The organism is Pseudoalteromonas sp. SCSIO 43101 (assembly GCF_023650775.1).
Taxonomy (GTDB): domain Bacteria; phylum Pseudomonadota; class Gammaproteobacteria; order Enterobacterales; family Alteromonadaceae; genus Pseudoalteromonas; species Pseudoalteromonas apostichopi.
Genome location: NZ_CP072673.1, coordinates 1,283,349 through 1,304,782, shown reverse-complemented (window position 1 = coordinate 1,304,782; position 21,434 = coordinate 1,283,349). Strand labels below are relative to the sequence as shown.

Below are 21,434 nucleotides of genomic sequence, written 5' to 3'. Positions count from 1 at the left end.
TTTGTTCAAGTAAGAGAAGAAAATTTAATCACAAAAAAGGCGTATTAATTGCGCCAGATCAAGCTAGCCATGCGACCAGTTTGTCCGTCGCGGCGATAAGAGAAAAATTGTGACTTATCACTGACTGTACAGTATTCACCACCTGAAATATTGGCCACGCCTAATTGCGCTAATTGCTGACGTGCTAATAAGTAGATATCAGCCATGTATTTTTCATGTTTGGCTGTAAATGCTAGTTGGTGAAGCTGGTTTTGCGAACAAAAGCAATCTTTAACCTCTTGCCCAACTTCAAATTGTAAGGGGCCAATAGCAGGGCCTAACCAAGCAATAATATCGCTTGTAGGCACTTTGAAATGCGAAATGGTTTTTGCCAATATACCTTGTGATAAGCCACGCCAGCCACCATGCACTGCTGCAATTTCATTGCCAGAATTCGAGCAAAGTAACACAGGCAAACAATCAGCTGTCATTATCGCAAGCGGCTGTTTTACTATATTGGTATACAGCGCATCAGCAGAATGAACTAGGCTTAAATCACACCTTTCATCAACCACAACCACATCACTGCTATGAACTTGGTTTAACCAAACCGCGGGATTTGGTAAGTGACTTGCTAGTAGCGCACGATTTGCAAGTACAGCTTGTTCATCATCACCAACATGTAAACCCAAATTGAAACTATCAAACGGTGCGAATGAAACACCCCCCTTTCGAGTGGTACTGATTGCGCTAACAGTTTTTGGTGCAGTCCATGCTGGTGTGATCATCACAATTAAAGCTCGATATTTGGGTTTGCTTTGGTATCTGCGCGTAATGCTTCTGTCATGGCAGCCATATCATCTGGAATTGGAGCTTGCCATGTCATCAACTCACCCGTAATTGGATGCGCAATAGAGAGCTTAACGGCATGTAAGGCTTGACGTTTAAAATCACGTAGCATTTGAAACAACTCAGGTGTCGCCCCTTTTGGCGGACGCGGGCGACCTCCATATAGTTGATCACCAACCAATGGATGGTTCAAGTAAGCCATGTGTACACGAATTTGGTGAGTACGACCAGTTTCTAATCGTAAACGTAAGCGTGTATGAGCACGGAATTTTTCTGCTACACGGTAATGTGTTATCGCTGGTTTGCCCATTTCATGCACGGCCATGTGAGTACGTTTTGTTGCATGTCGACCAATTGGTTTTTCAACCATACCACCAGCAGTCATTGTGCCATTACAAATTGCTTCATATTCACGGGTGAAGTTTTCACGCTTTTGCAGTGCAGATACTAAATGTGTTTGTGCCGGAATAGTTTTAGCCACCACCATTAATCCTGTGGTGTCTTTATCTAGACGATGGACAATACCTGCACGGGGTACATTGATGATCTCTGGGTAATGGTGTAATAAAGCATTTAATACAGTGCCATCTGGGTTACCTGCACCAGGATGTACCACTAACCCCATAGGTTTATTAATTACCAAAATATCATCGTCTTCATAAACGATGTTTAATTTGATATTTTGTGCTTCATATTCACGAGGGGCTTCGATGGTTGTTTCAACACTCACCGTTTCGCCACCGAGTAGTTTTTCACGTGGTGTGTTTAAAATTTCGCCGTTCACAGTGATTTTATCATCCAAAATCCACGTTTTTATACGTGAACGAGAATAATCAGGGAACAATTGCGCTAATACTTGGTCTAGACGTTTACCGCCAAGGTCAATTGGAACCTCGGCTTGGAGAGAAATTTGCTCTGACATTAGTAACTTTACCCAATTTACCAGTGCAAGCTGTGCTCGACTGGGTTAGAATCGCTTTAATATAATACGTATAGTTTACTCGGTTTTCCTCACTTGGCCTAGCCGAAGACATCGAAGGTAAGAAATAAAATGATAAATAAAATAGGGAAACGTGCGTTCGCCATAGTTTTTTCAGTATCTGTACTTGGCTTAGGTGCCTGTTCATCAGCACCCGACCAAGAAGATATCCAACGCGTTCCTAATAAATCTGCGCAAGCTTTATATGAAGATGCCAAACAAACATTAGATTCTGGCTTATATGCTCGTGCAATTGAGCTATTAAGCGCTATTGATTCTCGCTACCCTTTTGGTCCTCTATCAAAACAAGTACAAATGGACTTAGTGTATGCACATTATCAAGCAGGTAATACTGAGCAAGCACTGGCAACTATCGACCGTTTTATTCGCTTAAATCCAAACCACAAAGATTTAGACTATATGTACTACATGCGTGGCTTAGTGAATATCAAAGCGGATGAAAACGCCTTCCAAGAATATTTTGGTGTAGACCGTGCAGACAGAGATGCAAACCGTACTCGTGTTGCATTTACTGATTTATCAACACTATTAAAACGTTTTCCTAATAGTGTTTATGCACCAGAGGCAAAAAGACGTGTTGTGTGGTTACTCAATAAAATGGCACGCTACGAGTTAAAAGTTGCTGAGTACTACTATGAGCGTGAAGCATACCTTGCTGCTGCTAACCGTGGCAAATATGTAGTTGAGCACTACTCACAAAGTAGTTACCTTGATCAAGCGCTTGAGATCATGGAAAAAAGCTACAATAAACTTGGCTTATCTGAGCTAAGTGAACACGCTAAAGCAACGCGAGAAGCAAACAAGCGTTAAAATAATTTAAAAAGCAAAAAAGGCGCCTAGGGCGCCTTTTTAATGTTTGCGATTAATCTAATATTTTATTAAATCGCGTCTTCATCTTCTTCCGCGGTACGAATACGCACTACTCGCTCAACATCAGTGACAAAGATTTTACCGTCACCAATTTTTCCTGTCTGCGATGTTTTAACGATAACATCAATTGCACGGTCAACATCTTCATCGCTTAAAACGATGTCTAATTTTACTTTAGGTAAAAAGTCCACCATGTACTCAGCGCCACGATAAAGCTCGGTGTGTCCTTTTTGACGGCCAAAGCCTTTAACTTCACTTACCGTCATCCCTGTGATGCCAACATCTGATAATGCTTCACGCACGTCATCAAGCTTGAATGGTTTAATAATTGCTTCGATTTTTTTCATTTTAAGGGTTACTTATTATTTCTCGATTGACTCGATTTTAGACAATCCAATTGCTGATGGCAAACAAAGCTATGAATTACGGTGATTAAATCAGCAATCATGATATTATTAAACAAAGTGATTCAGAATAGAGATAACAATGAAATCATTACAACGGGGTTTTACATTATTGGAACTAATGGTCACGATTGCCATTGTTGGCATCGTTGCTGTCATTGCGCTATGGGATAGCTCAGATATGTTAGAAAGCGACCGCGCCGAAAGCTACTTGCTTGAATTAAAACGCACGCTCAGCTTTGCACGAGCAAAAGCGACGAGTAGTGATGAATTAGTCATTGTTTGCGCAGGCGATACAGAATCAATTGAACAAAATAAATCTATATTTTGTTCAAGAGACTGGAGCCTGGGAAGTATTTTTGTATTTGTAGATAAAAGCCCTAACGGTACTTTTAATCCTGGCCAAGGGGATATCATTTTGCGCGTAATGGAAGAGATACCCAATAATAGCTCGCTCAGTTTTTCTGGTGCAAGAGTTATAAGATTTGAAACTAGCGGTATGATTAGAACTGATCCAGGCACATTCGTATATTGCCCTTCAAGTAGCAATAATGATAACAATAAAGCCTTATCTATTTCACAGTCTGGCACCGCAATGTATGAAGGAACAACAACAAAAACATGTAATTAACCCTATTTAATTGACAAATACAAAGCTCCTATTACATTTTAATAAATAGTCGCGATTTGGAGTCTTCAAGGATGAAGACAAATAATTACTTGCGTAGCCTTAAAGGTGCTATGTTAATTGAAATCCTAATAGTCTTATCAATTTTTTCGTTTTTACTGCATTTCGCTTTATTTGAATATAAGCCACTCCTCGCCAATAACCGCTTAGAAAGTAATATGCATACAGTTAAAAGAGCACTACAATTTACTCGCCTCAAGGCACAAACTAATAATGCCTATGTGACATTTTGTGCTTTAGAGCTTAACCGTTGTAACAAGGCGATGTGGCATAAATCTTTAACTGTCTTTGTCGATAAAGGCGAGCTTGGTGTGTTTGAAAGTGGCGATACCAAATTATTGGAAGTTGAAGCAATAAATAAATTAGATATGCTGACTTATCCACGTCACTCAGTAACATTTAGCCCAACAGGTATGCCAGTGGGTTTAAACAATGGCACTTTTATATACTGCCCAGAATACATAAAAGCAAGCCTCAAAGGGCTTGCTATTAGGGTCAGTACAATAGGTCGAGTCAGAATGATTGATACTGATAAGTGCTAAAGCCTATTTCCCCCAACAAGTGTTCGAATCAGCAGAACCTTGAGATTTTTTAAGGCCTGTGTCTGTAATTATTAATTTAGTGCATTCTGAATCTTGTAGTGGCGGACCTGATACTGGTGTTGCCTCTAATTCAAAGGTACCGGCATTATTATTGACAGTCGCCTTTAACTTATAAAAATTGTTTTCTGTTGTTTCTGCAACACCTAGAGCAGAGAGTGAAGTTGTGTACTCACGATTATCAACAAAGTATTGTTCTTGTTTATTAGCCGCGTCTAATAATGAGGTTATTGCCTCTGTTCTTGCTGTACGTTTTACATGTTCAAAATAACTTGGGATAGCAATGCTCGCAATAATTCCTAAGATTGCTACAGCAATCATCAGCTCAATTAATGTAAAACCTTTTAGGTTTTTTTTCCTTATTATATTCATATAATTAATACCTATGCTTTTGTTAATTCAGAGCATTCTTCGCTTTAAACTTATCATAGGTTTAGAGTCGCGATTATGCAATTAGATAAATACTCAATTCCATCATACAACGCTGCCTAAGTTAGTTTTAAACTATTAAGCAGAGTCTTTGAACGGGAATTAATTACTGTTATCGTTTATTTCTTGCTTATAAATAAATGTCTGTTGTGTTTTAAATCCAAAGCCAATTGGCACTGCATCACTCACTAATTTGATTTTACCATCTTCAATTGTAAGCCCTGGACCTAAAATTTCTTGAACCTTAAACGGGTTTTGCTCACCTTTAATACCTGGTCCTATAGACAAGAATTGGCTTTGCTCTTTTACCTTTTCACTTGTATTGTCATCGCAGAAACCATCACTATTACCATCGACACAGCTATCGCCTATACCAAAGTAGAGCTGAGGTGTGTCAGGCACATCATTAGAAGTAGTGAATTTTAAGTTATCATATACCTTAGTGCCGTAATGTAAGTGGAAAGCATACAAGCTACCAGAGCCCCCGGTAAGTGAACATTGATTTACTAAATCAGTAGTGGATGCTGGTGAAAAACTTGTAAAGTAAGCAACGCCACCTATTACGGTACTTGCCGCTAGTGACTTTTCACCGGTAGTTGGTAGGTTGTAATACCAACCGCTAAATTCACCCAGCTCTACTTCAAGCTGAGTAAATTTATCCACGTCATCTAGTGCATTACCGAATGGATCTGACCCCACATCCATTAAATCAGCTTGAGTGATAGGCGCTGGTACATCCGTTCCCATAAATGACTGAGTTACCGTATTGATATCGCGTATCATAAAAAGCTGATCATTTGTTGCTGTTGATAACGGTTTTGAGCGATTCCCGCTACCTATTAATACCGCATCAAATGGAGTATCAATACGTGTTGTAATTGATTCACCTTGATAAGTTGTTTTAGATACTTTGCTAAACATGGTCCTGGCAATCATAGGCTTATAGAAAAAACGACGATCTTGGGTAGCTAATGTACTGCCTAAACTAGCTAACTTAAAATGTGTCCATGGCTCTGTTGAATCATTATAATTCTCAGATGGCATATCAATTCGCCAAATATCTCCACCTGTATCTGTTGCGTATAAACGATCAACATAACCATCGTAGTCAGAATCTAAAACCGTTATATCTGAGGCAATACTGTGATTACCTGTAAATCCATTTTCATTTGGCGTTAAGGCCCATATTTTCTTTCCTGTTTCGGCATCAACAATAAAAACGCCTCGTCCTTTACTATCGTTTGTACGAATAACATTATCTTTGTTGGTATCATAACCTGCACCAAATATAAGCACAGGTTTATCTTTGTATCCACTTAAGTTAATGTACGTCACCGTTGGCTTAGACCATGTTTGTGCCAGCTCTGAAAAGTCGCCTGTTCCACCTGTAATAGGCTCATCCCATAATAATTTGGGAGAATCAGGATTAGTAATATCAAGGCCATAATACTTGTTACCACCTCGTCTTAGGCCAAAAAATGCCCAAACACGATCTGAGTCATTAACTATCCCATCATTATTTTTATCATCAAAAAATATTGAAATTGGCCCGTCAACACCATAGACCTTTGTATCTGCTTGATTCTCACGAAGTGGCTTTATAATTTTATATAAGCTTCTAGGGATAAATGCCCAGCTTTCACTTAGTACATCATTTTTATCTTGAAACATATGCAAATAACCTGCATTAGTTCCGATTAAAATACGGATATCATCATTTCCATAATCAATCGTTACAGGTTTTGAATGTAGTGGATCACCAAAGATATCTTTGCGCGAATCAGTTGTTGAACCATCTTTATCTTCATCATCAATATCAAGACCTCTTGACCAATTTATAAGATCCTCAACTTCATTGGCGTCCGCTTCAAAATCGACTGCTGCTTTTGCTATTGTTCCATAATGAAAAACAACTCGGTAACGTGTGAAATTAAGTAATCGGCCATTAACATTGGTGATAACCTTTCTGCCTTGATTAGGAACGCTTGAAGAATTAGAAAGATATAAGTTCACGCCACCTAGCTCTACTGAATTGCCATCAGCATTTTCACCACTTGGTAACCAAAATGTTTTTGCATTTTTATCTATAAGACCATCTTCATTTAGAGCCTGTTTACCATCTTTATCAATAATTTGGTCACCAGACACTTTTAACTTTTTCAAGTTACCACGCCAACGAGCTCCTGTTTTAGGATAAAACATCGCATAATAAATTGATTCTCGGCTGCGTGTTTGATCTACGTTGTTACTCGCTACAGAGGGAGCTGTAAAACTGTCATTGACCTCTCGAATTTGAGTTATGGTATTTTTTAAAGCCTCTGATAATTGATCAGAGGTATTGGCATGAAGGTACTTACCACCTCCAAGGCGAGCGGTTTCAGACAACAAACGTTTACCATTGTCGCTCATTCCAGAGCCAAAACCTATGGTGTAAACCCGACCTGTTTCATGAATTTCAGAAGTATCTGGACGTAGATCAACTTCAACATTGTCAGTTCCATGGATAATTTTTGCAAGCTTGTGCAAATACACACCAGCAATTTTATCGCTATCTGATAGAGAGCTACCGAAATACGACTTGTGTAAACTGCTTATGTTTGAGTCTTGCTCATTATCAGAGCCCGCAGATGGGTCACCATCAGTCATGTAAATTACATTAACTGAGTTATCACAGCGCTTTACTTCATCAGGGTTATCAAAAGGAGAGATATAAGTGTAATTAGTAACTGTTTCATTTTCCCACCAGCACCCCCACCAGTTACACTTCCTGACTCTATTTGTTGTTGATGTTTTACTTTCTACAGAAGTATCGCGAAATAGCTCATTAACTTTCTCGCCATAATATAAACTTTGCCCAGTAATATATAGATACGCTTCCCAGAGAGTTTCAGTTAGCGGTGTCCCTCCATCAGCAGGTAAATTGGCGATCGTCGTTTTCAGCGTTGACATTGGCGAACCAATACCCGCTAGTACATAACCACCGCTAGTACTATTAAAACGCATAAGACCAAAATCAATATCATCATTACCATCTACAAGTTTAGTTATCGCATCTTGTGCAACGCCTAATCGGCTATCGCTGCACAAAATATAGCCACCAGAATAACCGCAACTATTACCTGAGCTGGTTGAAAACGCCATACTACCTGAGGTGTCAAAAACAATGAGTACGCGTGGTTTTTCATCTAAATCAACATTGTGATTAACATACAATTCGATGTCTTCCGCATGGGTCATCATACTGAAAATCACAGCACAATTTAGCAAGAGTTTGCTAATTAATTTTCCTATTTTCATCACAAAACCCAACTCGATGCCAATGTTAAAAAAGAGTGCAGTTCAAGTAGCCCAATGCTTAACTTACTTGCCTGCAATTGTTCATAGTACTAAGTTATTTTTCAAACTTAAAATCTAGTTACTCTTTGATAAAGATATAACTTAATATGTATAATTAAAACTAAAATCTAGATTACATTAATTATAACCAATTATATTGAATTAAAACATAAGTACTGAAATTTGTTTATAGAAAACACCACTTTTTAATACAGACATTCACTACAATAAACATTTAACCATTTGAAAAAGTATTCATTAGCTATAAGTAACATTCAAAGGGTTAGTTAACACCTTAAAAAAGCAGTAAAAAATAACCAAAAAACAAAACCCAAACAACCTAAAAGGATTATTTTCATATTCCAGTAGATATTAATTTATAAACCCAAAGGCCTCACAAAAATATTATAATGGGCGTTGTTTCCTAAAAGTTTGAACTATCTTGCCAGCCTGTGATCAGATCATCTATATCCTACTAGCCCGTGCAACAACAATGAGCAAAATCACAAACTGGTCTCACTATAATCAAGCCCTCGTTAACCGCGGTAATATTCGCTTCTGGTTTGACGAAAAAGCAACGCGTCATTGGTATAACGAATGTACTCACGGTGGGCGTGGCCGCTCTAATCATTTCTCTGATCTTGCTATTGAAACTTGCTTAACACTCAAAGCTGTCTTTGGCTTGTCGTTCAGGGCACTACAAGGGTTCACACAATCGGTATTATCTTTGATGAAGCTTCCGCTTGAAGCCCCAACCTACAGTTGTCTGTGTAAGCGCAGTGCTGAGTTGAATATTAAATTTCGCAGTAAAGTCCGCACCACTGGATTTGTAGATATTGTAGTTGATAGCACAGGACTTAAGGTGTTTGGCGAAGGTGAATGGCATGCACAGAAGCACCACGTAAAGGCAAGAAAAAAGTGGCGAAAACTGCACCTTGCGGTGGATGCCAACACGCATGATATTGTGGGGGCGCAAATGACGCTCAGTAACGTCACCGACGGCGAGACCCTCCAAGATTTGATAAGACCATTACGCCGGCGTATAGATAGAGTGAGCGCTGATGGTGCTTATGATAGCCGCCGCTGCTATGCAGAAATTACTGAAAAAGGCGCGATACCTGCTATCCCGCCGAGAGAGAATGCACGGCTGTGGACTGATAAGCATCCACGCAATGAGGCTGTCATGTTGTGCAATAAGTTAGGAATCGCACAATGGAAAAAGCTCAGTGGATATCATGTGCGCTCATTAGCAGAAACAGCGATGTACCGTTTTAAACAGTTGATGGGGGCTAAGCTAAATGCGCGTGATTACAATCGCCAGCTGGTTGAAGCGATGATCAAAGTGAAGGCGCTAAATAAGATCAACACCCTTGGTCTGCCTAAATATCAGTAAGTTAAGTGAGTTTGTTAGAGAGCTGTATTTGATCAACAAGGCCATTATAATGGTATTTAACATCCCAAAAAGAGAGAAATAACACCACAAATAAAGGTTATCATCAGCAATCAATTATAAACCATTAATTTTCACTGACTTTGGTCAAACCTTTCTTGTTTATATATATAAGTTTGTTGAACTTCAAATCCAAGCCGATCATTACTGACTAATTTGACTTTACCATTTTCAATATTCAATCCGGGACCCAAAACCCCTTTTGCCACAAATGGCGCTTTTTCACCAATGATTCCAGTTCCAATCAACATGAACTGGCTTTCACCTTTATCATTTTCACCGAAAAATAATTGCGGTGTATCAGGTACATCATTCCCAGTTTCGTACTTAAGTTCATCATATACTTTTGTTCCATAATGCAAGTGAAAAGCATAGAGCCCCCCACTTCCCCCGCTTAGACTACATTGGTCTGTAATATTACTTGTCGAACCCGGTGAAAAACTTGTAAAGTAGGCGACACCACCCACAACAGTACTTGCGGCTAACGATTTCTCTCCTTTTATCGGCAAGTTATAATACCAACCATGAAAACGAGATAACTCAACTTCAAGGTTAACAAAGCCTTTAATATCATCTAGTTGCTTGGCAAATGGATCAGAACTTACATTCATTAAATCAGAGTGAGTAATTGTAGTAGGGACATTATTCCCAGTGAAAGACTTAGTCACAGTATTTATATCCCGGATCATAAATAACTGATCTTTTACCGATGTCAAAGTCGGCTTTGCACGGTTCCCACTGCCTATTAAAACCGCATCAAACGGAGTATCTAAACGTGTTATTGTTGACTTACCATTAACAACAACCTCAGAAACTTTACTGTACACACTTCTTGCAATAGTTGGTTTATAGAAGAAACGCCGATCTGTACTAGCATAAGTACCTCCAAGGCTCGCTAACTTGAAGTGTGTCCAATTATTGGAGTTATCTGTAGCCATATCAATTCGCCAAATATCTCCACCTGTGTCGCTCGCATACAAACGATCTATATAACCATCATAGTCAGAGTCAACAAGAGCAATATCAGAAGCTATACTATGCTTTCCTTGGAAACCATTTTGCGATGGTGTCAGCGCCCAGATTTTTTTTCCTGTCTCTGCATCAACAATATATATTCCCCTTCCTTTAGAGTCTGATGAACGTTGTCTATTATCTTTGTTGGTATCATAGCCCGCACCAAAGATGAGTACAGGACGGTCTTTATAGCCTCGCAAATTTATATAGGCTACTTGTGCTTTAGACCATGTTTGAGCTAGTTCTTGAAAATCACCAGAACCGCCAACAATTGGTCCCCCCCACAATACTTTTGGTGAATCAGGCTTTGTAATATCAAGTCCGTAGTAATTATTACCGCCTCGCCTTAAACCAAAAAATGCCCAAACTCGATCACCTTTACCAACAATACCATCCTTATTTTTATCATCAAAAAATACCGAGATAGGCCCATCGATACCATAAACTTTATTATTTCTCTGGTTATCTCTCAGCGGTTTTATAATTTTATATAGATGTCTAGGAATGAAAGCCCAACTTTCACTTAACACATCGTTCTTATCTTGAAACATATGTAAGTAGCCAGCATTTGTACCTATTAAAATACGAACGTCATCGTTACCATAATCAATAGTGACAGGCCTAGAGTGAAGTGGGTCACCAAAAATATCTTTTCGTGAGTCAGATGTTGAGTAATCATTATTCTCATCATCTACATCGAGACCTCTTGACCAATTAATTAAATCTTCAACTTCTTCTGGTTTTGCTTCAAAAACTGCAGCAGCCTTTGCAATTGTCTTATAGTGATAAACAACACGGTAGCGGGTAAAGTTAAGCATACGCCCACTAAGGTTACTTAAAACTTTGCGTCCACCTTTTGGTAAACTTGAAATACTTGATAAGTAAAGGTTGACCCCACCTAATTCAACAGAATTACCATCAGGGCTCTCTTCATCTGGAAGCCAAAATGTTCTTGCATTCTTAGCAATTAGTCCTTGAGTATTCAATGCAGACTTACCAGTTGCATCAACGATTGAATCACCCGACACTTTCAATTTCTTTAGGTTTCCTCGCCAACGAGCGTTAGTGCTTGGATAGAACATCGTGTAATACAAAGCATCTCTACTACGAGTCTGATCTCTATTATTCGAAGTAATAGCGGGTGCAGTAAAATCTCCACTATCCTCTCTAATGACTGCGAAGGCCTTATCGATTGCTTCAGATAACCCTTTCGCATTATTTGCAAAAAGATATTGGCCGCCACCAAACTCAGCAGTTTTCGTAAGCAGTGCTTCATTGTTATCAGTGATACCACTGCCAAAACCTACGGTATAAATTACCCCTTGGTCATTTACAGATGATGTTTTGGTATACAAATCAACCTTTACATTCTTTGTTCCATGAATAATTTTTGCTAATGCAGCTAAATGGCTATCTGGTTCATAATCATTCACAGGATAAGAAGGCGCTGTTGTACCAAAATAGTTTCGGTAAATATTTTGTATATAAGCATCACGGCTATTATCCCACTGAGGCTCACCATCAGAAATAAGAATAATATTGACTGTATTATCACACCGTTTATTTGGAGAACTAAAAGGCGACACATATTGCTGATCTTTTTCCGCTGTCGTATCTCGCATTGAAGGATCAATTAGTTTCGCAAAATCAACACTTTGCCCGGTTAAATACCGATAAGTTTCCCATAAAGTCTCTGTGACTGGAGTAGATCCTCCAGCTGATATGTTACTAATAATATTTTTTATTGTTTTGTGATCTGTTCCTAACTTTGCTTTTAAATATCCACCTTCATTCGCTGAAAAACGAAATAAACCAAAATCCATATCGGGGTTGGAGTTAATAACTCTTGTAATTACATTTCGGGCTGCATTTATTCGGCTATCTGGACACTCTAATAAAAAGCTAGTGTATGGATCACGACATTGTAAACCAGTTTCTGCTGAACGGAGCATACTTCCTGATGTATCTAACACAAATAATACTCGTGTCTTTTCAGCTAAATCTTTATCGTAATTTACATATAGCTCTGTATCATCAGCATACCCTGGCACGATAAATATTAAGGCAAATATACACATAAAAAAAAGTAAAATAGTACTGGCTTTCATTTTGCTTTCCTTCTCTAACCACCCGTATTTAGGCTTGCCATTTCTTGGGCAACCCCCGTAGTTATTGTCAGAACATGAGTACTTTTCTTGCCATAAGTTATTGTGCTATTAACCTCAATCATGTTGCATGCTACGCCTGAGGTGAAATTATATTTTCGAGGACAAGGTAAATCTAAGGCACCATTATTTAAGTTAGTCATGGTGTTAGTTGTATTGCCAACCCTTCCAATTACAAAGCCCCCCTCAGGTATTTCTGCAGCTTTCATCAGAAAAGCACTATCGCCGCCTTTTGTGGCCTCCGCTGAAATTACTTGCTGAACATTACCAAATAACTCATTTTCAGCGACTTCACGTTCTTGTACTGCGTTTGTTATTTTTATATCAATAGAACTACTATTCATTAAAGTAACAGCAATCCCTGTAACAGCTACCACCATTATCAATGCTACAATTAATACAACGCCTTGTTGCTTTTTTGCTAAGGTTACATGCGCCATAAATTTGCCCCCACATTGTTAAGCCTAATTGTTGTTGTAAAAAGAGCTCGCCTGTAATTGTCATTAAATTTAAGCACCCTACCGCTAGTACCTTCTCCTAACGTGTATGTTTGATTAGTAACCTTTAAATTTGCATCAGGCATCAGCGTTCTGGCTAATAAAAACACCTGAACCGTTAAAATTCCTCGGCGATTTTCCCAGTCACTTTCTGTCATATCAGTAATACTTTTATAAGTGTCTACACGACTGTTATTAGTCGTATCCAAGCCAAAAACAAAATGTAAATTCTCAACCCCTTCCATGATGGTTTCTTTTCTCATACCTTCATTTACTGTTAGCCTCATTCGTTTTAGAGCGGGTACTTTGACTGTCTTTTTGTTAAAACTAAACGTTTGCTCTGAAATGTAGTAGACATGGTGCCTGTAACGCCAAATTGTTGCATTCCCATTTATTGCGCCTGCAACTATCGGTCCTCGAGAAAAAAGCCCAAACTCTTGCTCAGCAACAAAATAAAAGTTTCTGTTATTAGTACTGTTAGGTTGGATTTGTAGTCCTTCTAAAAACTTAACCTGTAAAATATCGGAGTTTTGATTAGCATCGTTAATACAGCCTAAAGCATTGGCTGAACTTGCTTCTATTGCATAAACCGAGCGAAAGTTTGTATTTGCATTAGCATCTGGAAAGCTTGCATTGTTCAAGCCTGCAGAACAGTCATTACCTGGGTTATTAACCCGTGTGGTATCAGTGTTATCACTCGAAAACGAGTCTTCATAAAAGGTGCCCCAAAAGCCGATTTGTTCTATATCTCGTTGCATTATATTTAATGCTAAACGACCTGTTTCCTGTAACTCACCAATAGCCATTGTATCTTTTGTAGTTACTTTCATACTGATATAAGTAAACATCACGCCACCAAGAACCAGGCCACCTATAAATAAAGCGACCATTACCTCAACCAGCGTAAATCCATTATGTTTATTCATATCAAGACCTTAAATAGATATAACTATCAAGAACAACCAAACGACGCTTATCATTAGCAGCGCCACATTTGACAGCATTATTTTCTTTGCTGGCTGATAACTCTTGTCTACCTCGCCAACTGATCACAACTTGAATATTGAACTCATTTGCACTCCCTGCAGCGACAGGGGTGCTACTTATACACACTGTTGCGTCATCTAAAGCACCTGTATTTTCACGGGCTTGAATGGCTCGTATCCACTGTTGTTTATCGAATGCTGCGATTTGTTGCGCAGAACATCTAGCGTTAAGACACGGTTGTGCTGCACCAGCCGAAGATTCACTGCTAAATTCTCCATTATACAAACCTGCAAAGCCTGAAGAATCATTAGCTCGCATGCGTTGAATAATGTCATTGCCTAACGCAATTGCAGCAGAGCGTTGCAATGCATCGAAGCTTGCTTGCTTAGCTTTTGCTTGGAGGGCCACAGCGCCTAATAAACCAAAACTTAAAATAACAAAGGCAATAAGTACTTCGATTAAAGTAAAACCTTGCTGGTCAGGATGTTTAAACATGATGAAATTACGGATACTTTTACATACCGTAAGAATAAAAGAACACTAATAAATCACAATCTGAATATGGATAAGCGGTCAAAATGCTCGATAAGCGGTATTCCTCCCTCATTGAAGCTAATACCATTGACCCAGAAAGAGCCAAAACTAATAGGAAAGACTAATTAGGTGACTTTTACTTACCCATCGCAGCTTTAACATTTTTAAGCTCTCGACGACTAACAGCTAACGGCTCTTCAAATTGCTTCATAATCACGGTATGCCCCCCCGTCAACGAGTTATTAAGGCTTACAATATGCTGTGAATTCACAAGCGTGTTGCGATGAATTCGCAGTAGCTGTAACGGATAGGTTTGCTCGAGTTGCTTTAAACTCTGTTCAATAAGCGCTTCACCTTTGAAAAATACAACTCGAGTGTATTTTTGTTCAGCGATACAGCATATAACATCATCCACATTTATCCTTCTCAATACGCCAGCAAGTTGATAACTAATATAGTTATTTTCAAGTGGGCTTACTTGAGTCCGGTTTAATTTACTGAGTTGAGCCATTGCTTTGGTTAATGCTTGCTCAGAAACAGGTTTAACTAAATAACCATCAACAGCGAGCTCAAATGCAGTTAACGCATGCTCTGCATGTGCTGTTAAAAACATAACTGCAGGAGGGATAGAAAACTGCTTTAGCTCTGCTGCTACCTCTAACCCAGTCAGCTTAGGCATATTAATATCAAGCATGACTAAATCAGGTTGCAAGCACTTACAAAGCTCTATCGCTTGTTCACCATTACTTGCTTCACCAACCACAGTATAACCCTCATTAGTAGATAATAAACGTTTGATACGTGCCCTTGCTAAAGGCTCATCATCAGCAATCAATACTTTTATCATGCGCCCCTCTGCTTTGGTATAACTAGCTTCACTCTAAAAATTCCATCACGAATAGTAGTCGTAAGTTGCGCTCTTTGATTATAAAACAGCGCCAAGCGCTGACGAATATTATCAAGCGCCATACCATTACCTGTTCGCGAATGGCTCACTTGTGCTGCGACTGGGTTAGTTATAATGAAGGTATAAGCTTTGTCTGATTGATGCATTTCGACCGAGATATTTCCCAGCTCAGCGGGCTCCACACCATAAAATACGGCATTTTCAATAATTGGTTGAATTGTTAAACAGGGAATATCAATATCTGGCAGCGCCTCAGGTAATTTCCAACTTAAAGCTAACCGTTCACCGTAGCGCCAACGTTCAAGTGCTACATACTGTTGGCACAAGGTGATTTCGTCAACAAGCTTAATCGCTTTACCGCTTCGCATAGCTGCCTGTGATAGCGCCGCCAGTGCTAAAATTGCCTGCTCTGCGGCGTCAGCATCATAATGTGTAAGCTCAGCGGCCGTATTCAAACTATTAAACAAAAAATGGGGCCGAATTCTTGCTTGCAATGCATCTAGCTCAGCCTGAGCTAACGCTTTAGTTTGCAGCTCTTTTTGATTATGAATATACAAAAACTGACCAAATAGTGCCGCTACTAAAAACACAATTAGTAGGTTACTGCCAATAAAGTTTGCTCTCGACTCCATAGAAAAAACATCTGAAAATAGAGTCAAAAACAGCCAGCTATAAACGTAAGTTAATCCAAGTAAGGATAAAATTAAAATGGTCAGCTGATGCGTCTGTGATAGCTTTATGAGTATAACTCGACTCAAATAAAGTAAAGATAAACTAGAAAGAAAGATAAGGTGTAAAAAGCAGCTAAATATTGCAAGACGTGACCACACATCACCTAAACTCATTGGCGAGAAAGCGAGTAAAATAGCAATGACTTGGCTGACGATCAGTGTGGCAAGGACACCACGGGATTGAAAAAGAGCCGCAATCAGCAAGCCGTTTGAATTTGGCTGTTTGCTCATGGGCTCCTCTTTTATTGTTGTCTACTAACTGTTTAGATTAGCGTAGCTCAACGGGAACAGCAAATACTATGTTCTCTTCTTCACCTGGATTTTCAACAACTTGATTACCACCTAATTCTTTTAGACGGGCAATTACCTGCTGAACTAAAACTTCTGGTGCAGATGCGCCTGCAGTGACACCGACAGCATTTACATTGTTAAACCAATCAGCTTCAACATTACTCGCATCATCGATTAAATAAGCGGTCGTTCCCATTTTGTCAGCAAGCTCACGTAAACGATTAGAGTTAGAGCTATTTTTAGCCCCCACAACAAGCAGTACATCTACTTTATCTGCCAAGTCACGAACAGCATCTTGACGGTTTTGCGTAGCATAACAAATGTCATCTTTACGCGGACCATCAATCGCCGGAAACTTAGTACGAAGTGCATCAATCACATCTGCCGTATCATCAACAGATAAGGTTGTTTGGCTACAGTAAAACAGATTTTCAGGGTTTTTAACCGTTAAGCTAGCAACATCCTCAGGGGTTTCTACTAAATAAATACCACCCTTTTCGTTGTCATACTGCCCCATTGTACCTTCGACTTCAGGGTGCCCATGGTGACCGATTAACACGCACTCAGTCCCTTTGCGGCTTGCACGTGTTACTTCCATATGTACTTTTGTTACTAGTGGGCAAGTTGCATCAAACACTTTAAGATCACGACGTTTTGCTTCGTTGCGAACAGCTTGCGATACACCATGAGCGCTAAAAATGACAATGCTGTCGTCAGGCACCTGATCTAGCTCTTCAACAAATACTGCACCACGATTTTTAAGTCCATCAACAACATATCGATTATGAACCACTTCATGGCGCACATAGATAGGTTTTTCAAAGATATCAAGTGCACGTTCCACAATACTAATTGCACGATCAACACCGGCACAAAAACCACGTGGATTTGCTAATAAAATATCCATTAACCTGTTACCTCTAAAATATCGACTTCAAAGGTTAAGCGTTGTCCCGCAAGTGGGTGATTAAAATCAATCGTGACAGAGTCACCTTGCACTTCACGAACAAGTCCTGGTAATTCAGTACCATCAGGCTGAGTAAAAGCTATAATATTACCTACTTCAGCAGGGGTCTCTGCACCAAACTTGCTGCGGTCTACATAATAAATGTTATCTGGATTTGGCTGACCAAATGCATCCTCTGGCTCCAACACAAATGACTTACTGTCACCAGCAGCTAAACCTAGTAAACATTTTTCAAAGTTTTCTGTCAGGCTACCATCACCCATTCGCAATTTTGCAGGTTTATTATGCACCTTAGTTGAATCGGCTGCTGAGCCATCCTCTAATTTAATTGAGAAATGAAAGATCACTTCAGAGTTTTCACCAATTACAGCTTGGCTCATGCTTGTTGCTCCTTAGGACTTTCGCCTGTGAAGGCATCAAATAAAAGTAATGCGGCACCGATGCAAATTGCACAATCGGCAATATTAAAAACAGGAAAGTGCCAATTTTCATAATATACGTGTAAGAAGTCAATAACATAGCCATAAGCGATGCGGTCGTATAAATTGCCAATCGCGCCGGCTAACACTAACGCATAAGCAGAACACAAGACCTTGTTCGTCGCTGGTAAGCGTTTAAGCCACCACACTAATAACACACTGATCGACACAGCAATCAAACTAAAAAACCAGCGCTGCCAACCACCAGAATCACTTAAAAAGCTAAATGCTGCACCATAGTTATGTACATAGGTGAAATTAAAGAACGGCAGAATATCTATCGACTCTTTGTAGGCCATGGTATTAACGACAAGTGTTTTTGTCGCATGGTCTACTACTAAAAGTAGTAGACTCAGCCATAACCAAACCAAGCCACTTTTTCCGGCTAGTTTGCTCACTAACAACTCCTATGCGAACTGACGCTGTTCACCATCGCCGTCAACATTACTTACACAACGGCCACAGATTTCAGGGTGTGCTGGATCAGCACCTACATCATCACAGTAATGCCAACAACGCTCACATTTTTCAGCAGTTGTTGCGGCAACTTTAATGAATAAACCATCAATCTCAGTCGCCTGAGTACCTTCAGGCTGCGCTGTCACTGTTTCAACTGTCACGCCTGAAGTTAATAGTACAAAGCGCAGCTCATCACCTAATGCAGCTAATTTCGAGCTTAGCTCTTCACTAGCGTAGATGCTTACGTTTGCTTGTAGTGTTGCACCAATAACGTCTTCTTTACGAGCAGCTTCTAGCACACGGTTTACTTCATCACGAACATTAAGGATTGTTAACCAATCATCATTGCTGAACTTACCTTGTGAAGAGGCTTGCAAGCCATCGTACCATACTGAGGTGAATACAAACTTGTCACGCTCGCCTGGTAATGCTTCCCAAATTTCTTGCGCAGTGAAGCTTAAAATCGGTGCCATCCAACGTGTCATTGCTTCGGCAATGTGGTAAAGCGCAGTTTGACATGAACGACGCGCGTGGCTGTCACTTTTCGCTGTGTATTGACGATCTTTGATTACGTCTAGGTAGAACGAACCAAGCTCACCAGTACAGAAGTTCATTAGCTTTTGTGTTACAAGCAGCATTTGGTATTTGTCGTAAGCCGCTAAGATTTCATCTTGCAGCTCAGCTGCACGACCCACAATCCAACGATCAAGCTCAACCATGTCTTCAATTGCAACTTGATCCGTTTTAGGATCAAAACCATTAAGGTTCGCAAGTAAGTAACGGCTGGTGTTACGGATACGACGGTAACGGTCAGCTGAACGTTTAAAGATTTCATCAGATACAGTCATTTCGGCTGTAAAGTCAGTTGATGCAACCCATAAACGTAAGATATCAGCACCTAGTTTGTTCATCACGTTTTGAGGCGAAATTACGTTGCCTAATGACTTAGACATCTTACGACCGTTTTCATCAACCGTGAAACCGTGAGTTAACACTTGCTTATATGGTGCATGACCATTGATAGCAACCGAAGTCATCATTGACGACATAAACCAACCACGGTGTTGATCAGAACCTTCTAAATAAAGATCTGCCGGACTCGTTAAATCTTCACGAGCATCAACCACACATGCGTGAGTCACGCCTGAATCAAACCATACATCTAGGGTATCTTGTACCTTCATGTATTGCTCAGCGTCATCACCAAGCAAGGTTGCAGGGTCTAAGTCATACCAAGCTTGAATACCTGATTTTTCAACCAGTTTCGCAGCTTCTTCGATTAGCTCTTGCGTATTTGGATGAAGCGCACCAGTATCTTTATCAACGAATAGTGCAATTGGCACACCCCATGTACGTTGGCGTGAAATACACCAATCAGGACGGCCTTCAACCATGTTAGCAATGCGGCTCTCGCCCCACTCAGGTAACCACTCAGTCTTTTTGATTTCATTTAATGAATCTTGACGAAGGTTAGCTTGATCCATACTTACAAACCACTGTGGCGTAGCACGGAAGATAATTGGTGTTTTATGACGCCAGCAATGTGGATAGCTATGTGTAAGCGCATGGTGGTGTAATAACGCATTGTTTTCAGTTAATACGTCAATTACGCTCGCATTTGCTTTAAATACGTGCTGACCTGCGAACAAAGGTGTGTCAGGTAAGTAAACACCGTTTGCACCTACAGGGTTAGCAACTTCTAAACCATAAGCAAGACCTGCCGCGAAATCCTCTTGACCGTGACCAGGCGCAGTATGAACAACACCAGTACCAGAATCAGTCGTTACGTGATCAGCAACAATTACAGGCACTGTGAAGTCATAGAACGGGTGAGCAACCTGTAAATTCTCAAGTGCCGCACCTTTTACATAACCTAGTACATGGTAATGCTTAAAGCCATAACGGTCCATTGCATCTTTTACTAGCTCTGAACCTAAAATTAAACGCTGCTGTGCGCCTTCGTCATCAACTTGAACTAGGGCATATTCAAGCTTTTCGTGAACTGCTACTGCACGGTTAGCTGGTAATGTCCAAGGTGTTGTCGTCCAAATGGCGGTACTAACAGCACCAGTGCCATGATGGCCCTCTGCTAGTTCGAACGCATCAATAACAGCTTCTTGATCAGCAAATTCAAAACGAACATCGATTGCTGGTGACTGTTTATCTTGGTATTCAACTTCCGCTTCAGCGAGTGCTGAACCACAATCTGTACACCAGTGAACAGGCTTAGCACCTTTATGTAAGTGACCATTTTTAATGATGCGACCAAGTACGCGAATTGCGTTCGCTTCAAAGTCAAAGTTCATTGTTAAGTAAGGCTTGTCCCAGTCACCAAATACACCAAGACGTTTAAAGTCTGTTTTTTGACCTTCAACTTGTTTTTTGGCGTATGCACGGCACTTTTCACGAAACTCAGCGGCAGACACTTTCACGCCAGGCTTGCCTACTTTCTTTTCAACCATTAATTCAATAGGTAAACCGTGGCAGTCCCAACCCGGCACATAAGGTGCGTCGAAGTCAGACAAGGTTTTTGACTTAACAATAATATCTTTAAGGATTTTGTTTACCGAGTGGCCTAAATGGATATCACCGTTTGCATACGGAGGGCCGTCATGCAAAATGAAGGTTTTTTTACCTTTTTTAGCGCTGCGAATTTGACCATATAGATCGTCTTCATACCATGTCTTAAGCATCTTTGGTTCACGTTGTGCCAAATTGCCGCGCATTGGAAACGCTGTTTCCGGTAAATTCAAAGTATGTTTGTAGTCGCTCATTAATCCTACTTTCCGTATCGGCTAC

General features: G+C 40.0%; 19 protein-coding genes. 4 read left to right on the top strand and 15 right to left on the bottom strand.

Going from position 1 to position 21,434, the window contains the following annotated elements; translation table 11 throughout:
* Positions 1–44: 44 nt before the first annotated feature.
* Together pgeF and rluD are read right to left on the bottom strand one after the other, a co-directional pair.
* Positions 45–773 (bottom strand): peptidoglycan editing factor PgeF, encoded by a 729-nt coding sequence (gene pgeF, locus J8Z25_RS06100; protein ID WP_502934599.1) that lies wholly within the window; start codon positions 771–773, stop codon positions 45–47.
* A complete protein-coding gene (rluD, locus tag J8Z25_RS06095; RefSeq protein WP_130051907.1) occupies positions 773–1,750 on the bottom strand; it encodes a 23S rRNA pseudouridine(1911/1915/1917) synthase RluD in 978 nt (325 codons plus the stop codon). The genes pgeF and rluD overlap by 1 nt, the downstream gene beginning before the upstream one ends.
* Before the next feature lie 129 nt (positions 1,751–1,879).
* Between rluD and J8Z25_RS06090 the strand changes: the two genes are divergently transcribed.
* The gene (locus J8Z25_RS06090; protein WP_130051908.1) at positions 1,880–2,638 is read left to right on the top strand and encodes an outer membrane protein assembly factor BamD; all 759 of its coding nucleotides are present in this window, start codon (positions 1,880–1,882) and stop codon (positions 2,636–2,638) included.
* Between the two features lie 68 nt (positions 2,639–2,706).
* On the opposite strand, the gene J8Z25_RS06085 is transcribed toward J8Z25_RS06090, so the two are convergent.
* On the bottom strand, positions 2,707–3,045 hold the full coding sequence (locus tag J8Z25_RS06085) for a P-II family nitrogen regulator (protein ID WP_054551748.1): 339 nt from the start codon (positions 3,043–3,045) through the stop codon (positions 2,707–2,709).
* 139 nt (positions 3,046–3,184) lie between these two features.
* Here J8Z25_RS06085 and J8Z25_RS06080 point away from each other — a divergent pair, with 139 nt between their 5' ends.
* Both J8Z25_RS06080 and J8Z25_RS06075 read left to right on the top strand, forming a co-directional pair.
* A complete protein-coding gene (locus J8Z25_RS06080; protein WP_130051909.1) occupies positions 3,185–3,733 on the top strand; it encodes a GspH/FimT family pseudopilin in 549 nt (182 codons plus the stop codon).
* A gap of 71 nt (positions 3,734–3,804) precedes the next feature.
* The gene (locus tag J8Z25_RS06075; protein WP_167658483.1) at positions 3,805–4,332 is read left to right on the top strand and encodes a GspH/FimT family pseudopilin; all 528 of its coding nucleotides are present in this window, start codon (positions 3,805–3,807) and stop codon (positions 4,330–4,332) included.
* A 3-nt stretch (positions 4,333–4,335) separates the two neighbouring features.
* On the opposite strand, the gene J8Z25_RS06070 is transcribed toward J8Z25_RS06075, so the two are convergent.
* On the bottom strand, positions 4,336–4,761 hold the full coding sequence (locus J8Z25_RS06070; protein WP_250661848.1) for a type IV pilin protein: 426 nt from the start codon (positions 4,759–4,761) through the stop codon (positions 4,336–4,338).
* Positions 4,762–4,920: 159 nt separating this feature from the next.
* On the bottom strand, positions 4,921–8,115 hold the full coding sequence (locus J8Z25_RS06065; RefSeq protein ID WP_502934592.1) for a pilus assembly protein: 3,195 nt from the start codon (positions 8,113–8,115) through the stop codon (positions 4,921–4,923).
* Between the two features lie 532 nt (positions 8,116–8,647).
* Here J8Z25_RS06065 and J8Z25_RS06060 point away from each other — a divergent pair.
* Positions 8,648–9,547, top strand: a complete 900-nt coding sequence (locus J8Z25_RS06060; protein WP_250661049.1) for an IS5 family transposase — start codon at positions 8,648–8,650, stop codon at positions 9,545–9,547.
* Between the two features lie 131 nt (positions 9,548–9,678).
* Here the strand turns inward: J8Z25_RS06060 and J8Z25_RS06055 are convergent, their stop codons facing one another.
* The 10 genes from J8Z25_RS06055 to ileS form a co-directional block, all read right to left on the bottom strand.
* Positions 9,679–12,726 (bottom strand): PilC/PilY family type IV pilus protein, encoded by a 3,048-nt coding sequence (locus J8Z25_RS06055; protein ID WP_250661846.1) that lies wholly within the window; start codon positions 12,724–12,726, stop codon positions 9,679–9,681.
* Positions 12,727–12,740: 14 nt separating this feature from the next.
* Positions 12,741–13,223: a pilus assembly PilX family protein gene (locus J8Z25_RS06050; protein ID WP_250661845.1), complete on the bottom strand. Its 483-nt coding sequence runs from the start codon at positions 13,221–13,223 to the stop codon at positions 12,741–12,743.
* Positions 13,211–14,206 carry a PilW family protein gene (locus tag J8Z25_RS06045; RefSeq protein ID WP_250661844.1) on the bottom strand — a complete coding sequence of 332 codons (996 nt, stop codon included), beginning with the start codon at positions 14,204–14,206 and terminating at the stop codon, positions 13,211–13,213. The genes J8Z25_RS06050 and J8Z25_RS06045 overlap by 13 nt, the downstream gene beginning before the upstream one ends.
* A gap of 1 nt (position 14,207) precedes the next feature.
* Positions 14,208–14,762 carry a type IV pilus modification protein PilV gene (pilV, locus tag J8Z25_RS06040; protein WP_250661843.1) on the bottom strand — a complete coding sequence of 185 codons (555 nt, stop codon included), beginning with the start codon at positions 14,760–14,762 and terminating at the stop codon, positions 14,208–14,210.
* 175 nt (positions 14,763–14,937) lie between these two features.
* Positions 14,938–15,648: a LytR/AlgR family response regulator transcription factor gene (locus J8Z25_RS06035; RefSeq protein WP_175580442.1), complete on the bottom strand. Its 711-nt coding sequence runs from the start codon at positions 15,646–15,648 to the stop codon at positions 14,938–14,940.
* Positions 15,645–16,670, bottom strand: a complete 1,026-nt coding sequence (locus tag J8Z25_RS06030) for a sensor histidine kinase (protein ID WP_250661842.1) — start codon at positions 16,668–16,670, stop codon at positions 15,645–15,647. The genes J8Z25_RS06035 and J8Z25_RS06030 overlap by 4 nt, the downstream gene beginning before the upstream one ends.
* A 37-nt stretch (positions 16,671–16,707) precedes the next feature.
* The gene (ispH, locus tag J8Z25_RS06025; protein ID WP_130051917.1) at positions 16,708–17,637 is read right to left on the bottom strand and encodes a 4-hydroxy-3-methylbut-2-enyl diphosphate reductase; all 930 of its coding nucleotides are present in this window, start codon (positions 17,635–17,637) and stop codon (positions 16,708–16,710) included.
* Positions 17,637–18,077: an FKBP-type peptidyl-prolyl cis-trans isomerase gene (gene fkpB / locus J8Z25_RS06020; RefSeq protein ID WP_250661841.1), complete on the bottom strand. Its 441-nt coding sequence runs from the start codon at positions 18,075–18,077 to the stop codon at positions 17,637–17,639. The genes ispH and fkpB overlap by 1 nt, the downstream gene beginning before the upstream one ends.
* On the bottom strand, positions 18,074–18,574 hold the full coding sequence (gene lspA, locus J8Z25_RS06015) for a signal peptidase II (RefSeq protein WP_130051919.1): 501 nt from the start codon (positions 18,572–18,574) through the stop codon (positions 18,074–18,076). Before lspA ends, fkpB begins: the two co-directional genes overlap by 4 nt.
* Positions 18,575–18,583: 9 nt before the next feature.
* Positions 18,584–21,409: an isoleucine--tRNA ligase gene (gene ileS / locus J8Z25_RS06010; protein ID WP_250661840.1), complete on the bottom strand. Its 2,826-nt coding sequence runs from the start codon at positions 21,407–21,409 to the stop codon at positions 18,584–18,586.
* Positions 21,410–21,434 lie beyond the last annotated feature (25 nt).

Excerpts from the sequence above, each read along its gene's own strand:
- rluD (WP_130051907.1), bottom strand. The coding sequence starts at position 1,750 with ATGTCAGAGCAAATTTCTCTCCAAGCCGAGGTTCCAATTGACCTTGGC.
- J8Z25_RS06090 (WP_130051908.1), top strand. The coding sequence starts at position 1,880 with ATGATAAATAAAATAGGGAAACGTGCGTTCGCCATAGTTTTTTCAGTA.
- J8Z25_RS06085 (WP_054551748.1), bottom strand. The coding sequence starts at position 3,045 with ATGAAAAAAATCGAAGCAATTATTAAACCATTCAAGCTTGATGACGTG.
- J8Z25_RS06080 (WP_130051909.1), top strand. The coding sequence starts at position 3,185 with ATGAAATCATTACAACGGGGTTTTACATTATTGGAACTAATGGTCACG.
- J8Z25_RS06075 (WP_167658483.1), top strand. The coding sequence starts at position 3,805 with ATGAAGACAAATAATTACTTGCGTAGCCTTAAAGGTGCTATGTTAATT.
- J8Z25_RS06070 (WP_250661848.1), bottom strand. The coding sequence starts at position 4,761 with ATGAATATAATAAGGAAAAAAAACCTAAAAGGTTTTACATTAATTGAG.
- J8Z25_RS06065 (WP_502934592.1), bottom strand. The coding sequence starts at position 8,115 with ATGAAAATAGGAAAATTAATTAGCAAACTCTTGCTAAATTGTGCTGTG.
- J8Z25_RS06060 (WP_250661049.1), top strand. The coding sequence starts at position 8,648 with ATGAGCAAAATCACAAACTGGTCTCACTATAATCAAGCCCTCGTTAAC.
- J8Z25_RS06055 (WP_250661846.1), bottom strand. The coding sequence starts at position 12,726 with ATGAAAGCCAGTACTATTTTACTTTTTTTTATGTGTATATTTGCCTTA.
- J8Z25_RS06050 (WP_250661845.1), bottom strand. The coding sequence starts at position 13,223 with ATGGCGCATGTAACCTTAGCAAAAAAGCAACAAGGCGTTGTATTAATT.
- J8Z25_RS06045 (WP_250661844.1), bottom strand. The coding sequence starts at position 14,206 with ATGAATAAACATAATGGATTTACGCTGGTTGAGGTAATGGTCGCTTTA.
- pilV (WP_250661843.1), bottom strand. The coding sequence starts at position 14,762 with ATGTTTAAACATCCTGACCAGCAAGGTTTTACTTTAATCGAAGTACTT.
- J8Z25_RS06035 (WP_175580442.1), bottom strand. The coding sequence starts at position 15,648 with ATGATAAAAGTATTGATTGCTGATGATGAGCCTTTAGCAAGGGCACGT.
- J8Z25_RS06030 (WP_250661842.1), bottom strand. The coding sequence starts at position 16,670 with ATGAGCAAACAGCCAAATTCAAACGGCTTGCTGATTGCGGCTCTTTTT.
- ispH (WP_130051917.1), bottom strand. The coding sequence starts at position 17,637 with ATGGATATTTTATTAGCAAATCCACGTGGTTTTTGTGCCGGTGTTGAT.
- fkpB (WP_250661841.1), bottom strand. The coding sequence starts at position 18,077 with ATGAGCCAAGCTGTAATTGGTGAAAACTCTGAAGTGATCTTTCATTTC.
- ileS (WP_250661840.1), bottom strand. The coding sequence starts at position 21,409 with ATGAGCGACTACAAACATACTTTGAATTTACCGGAAACAGCGTTTCCA.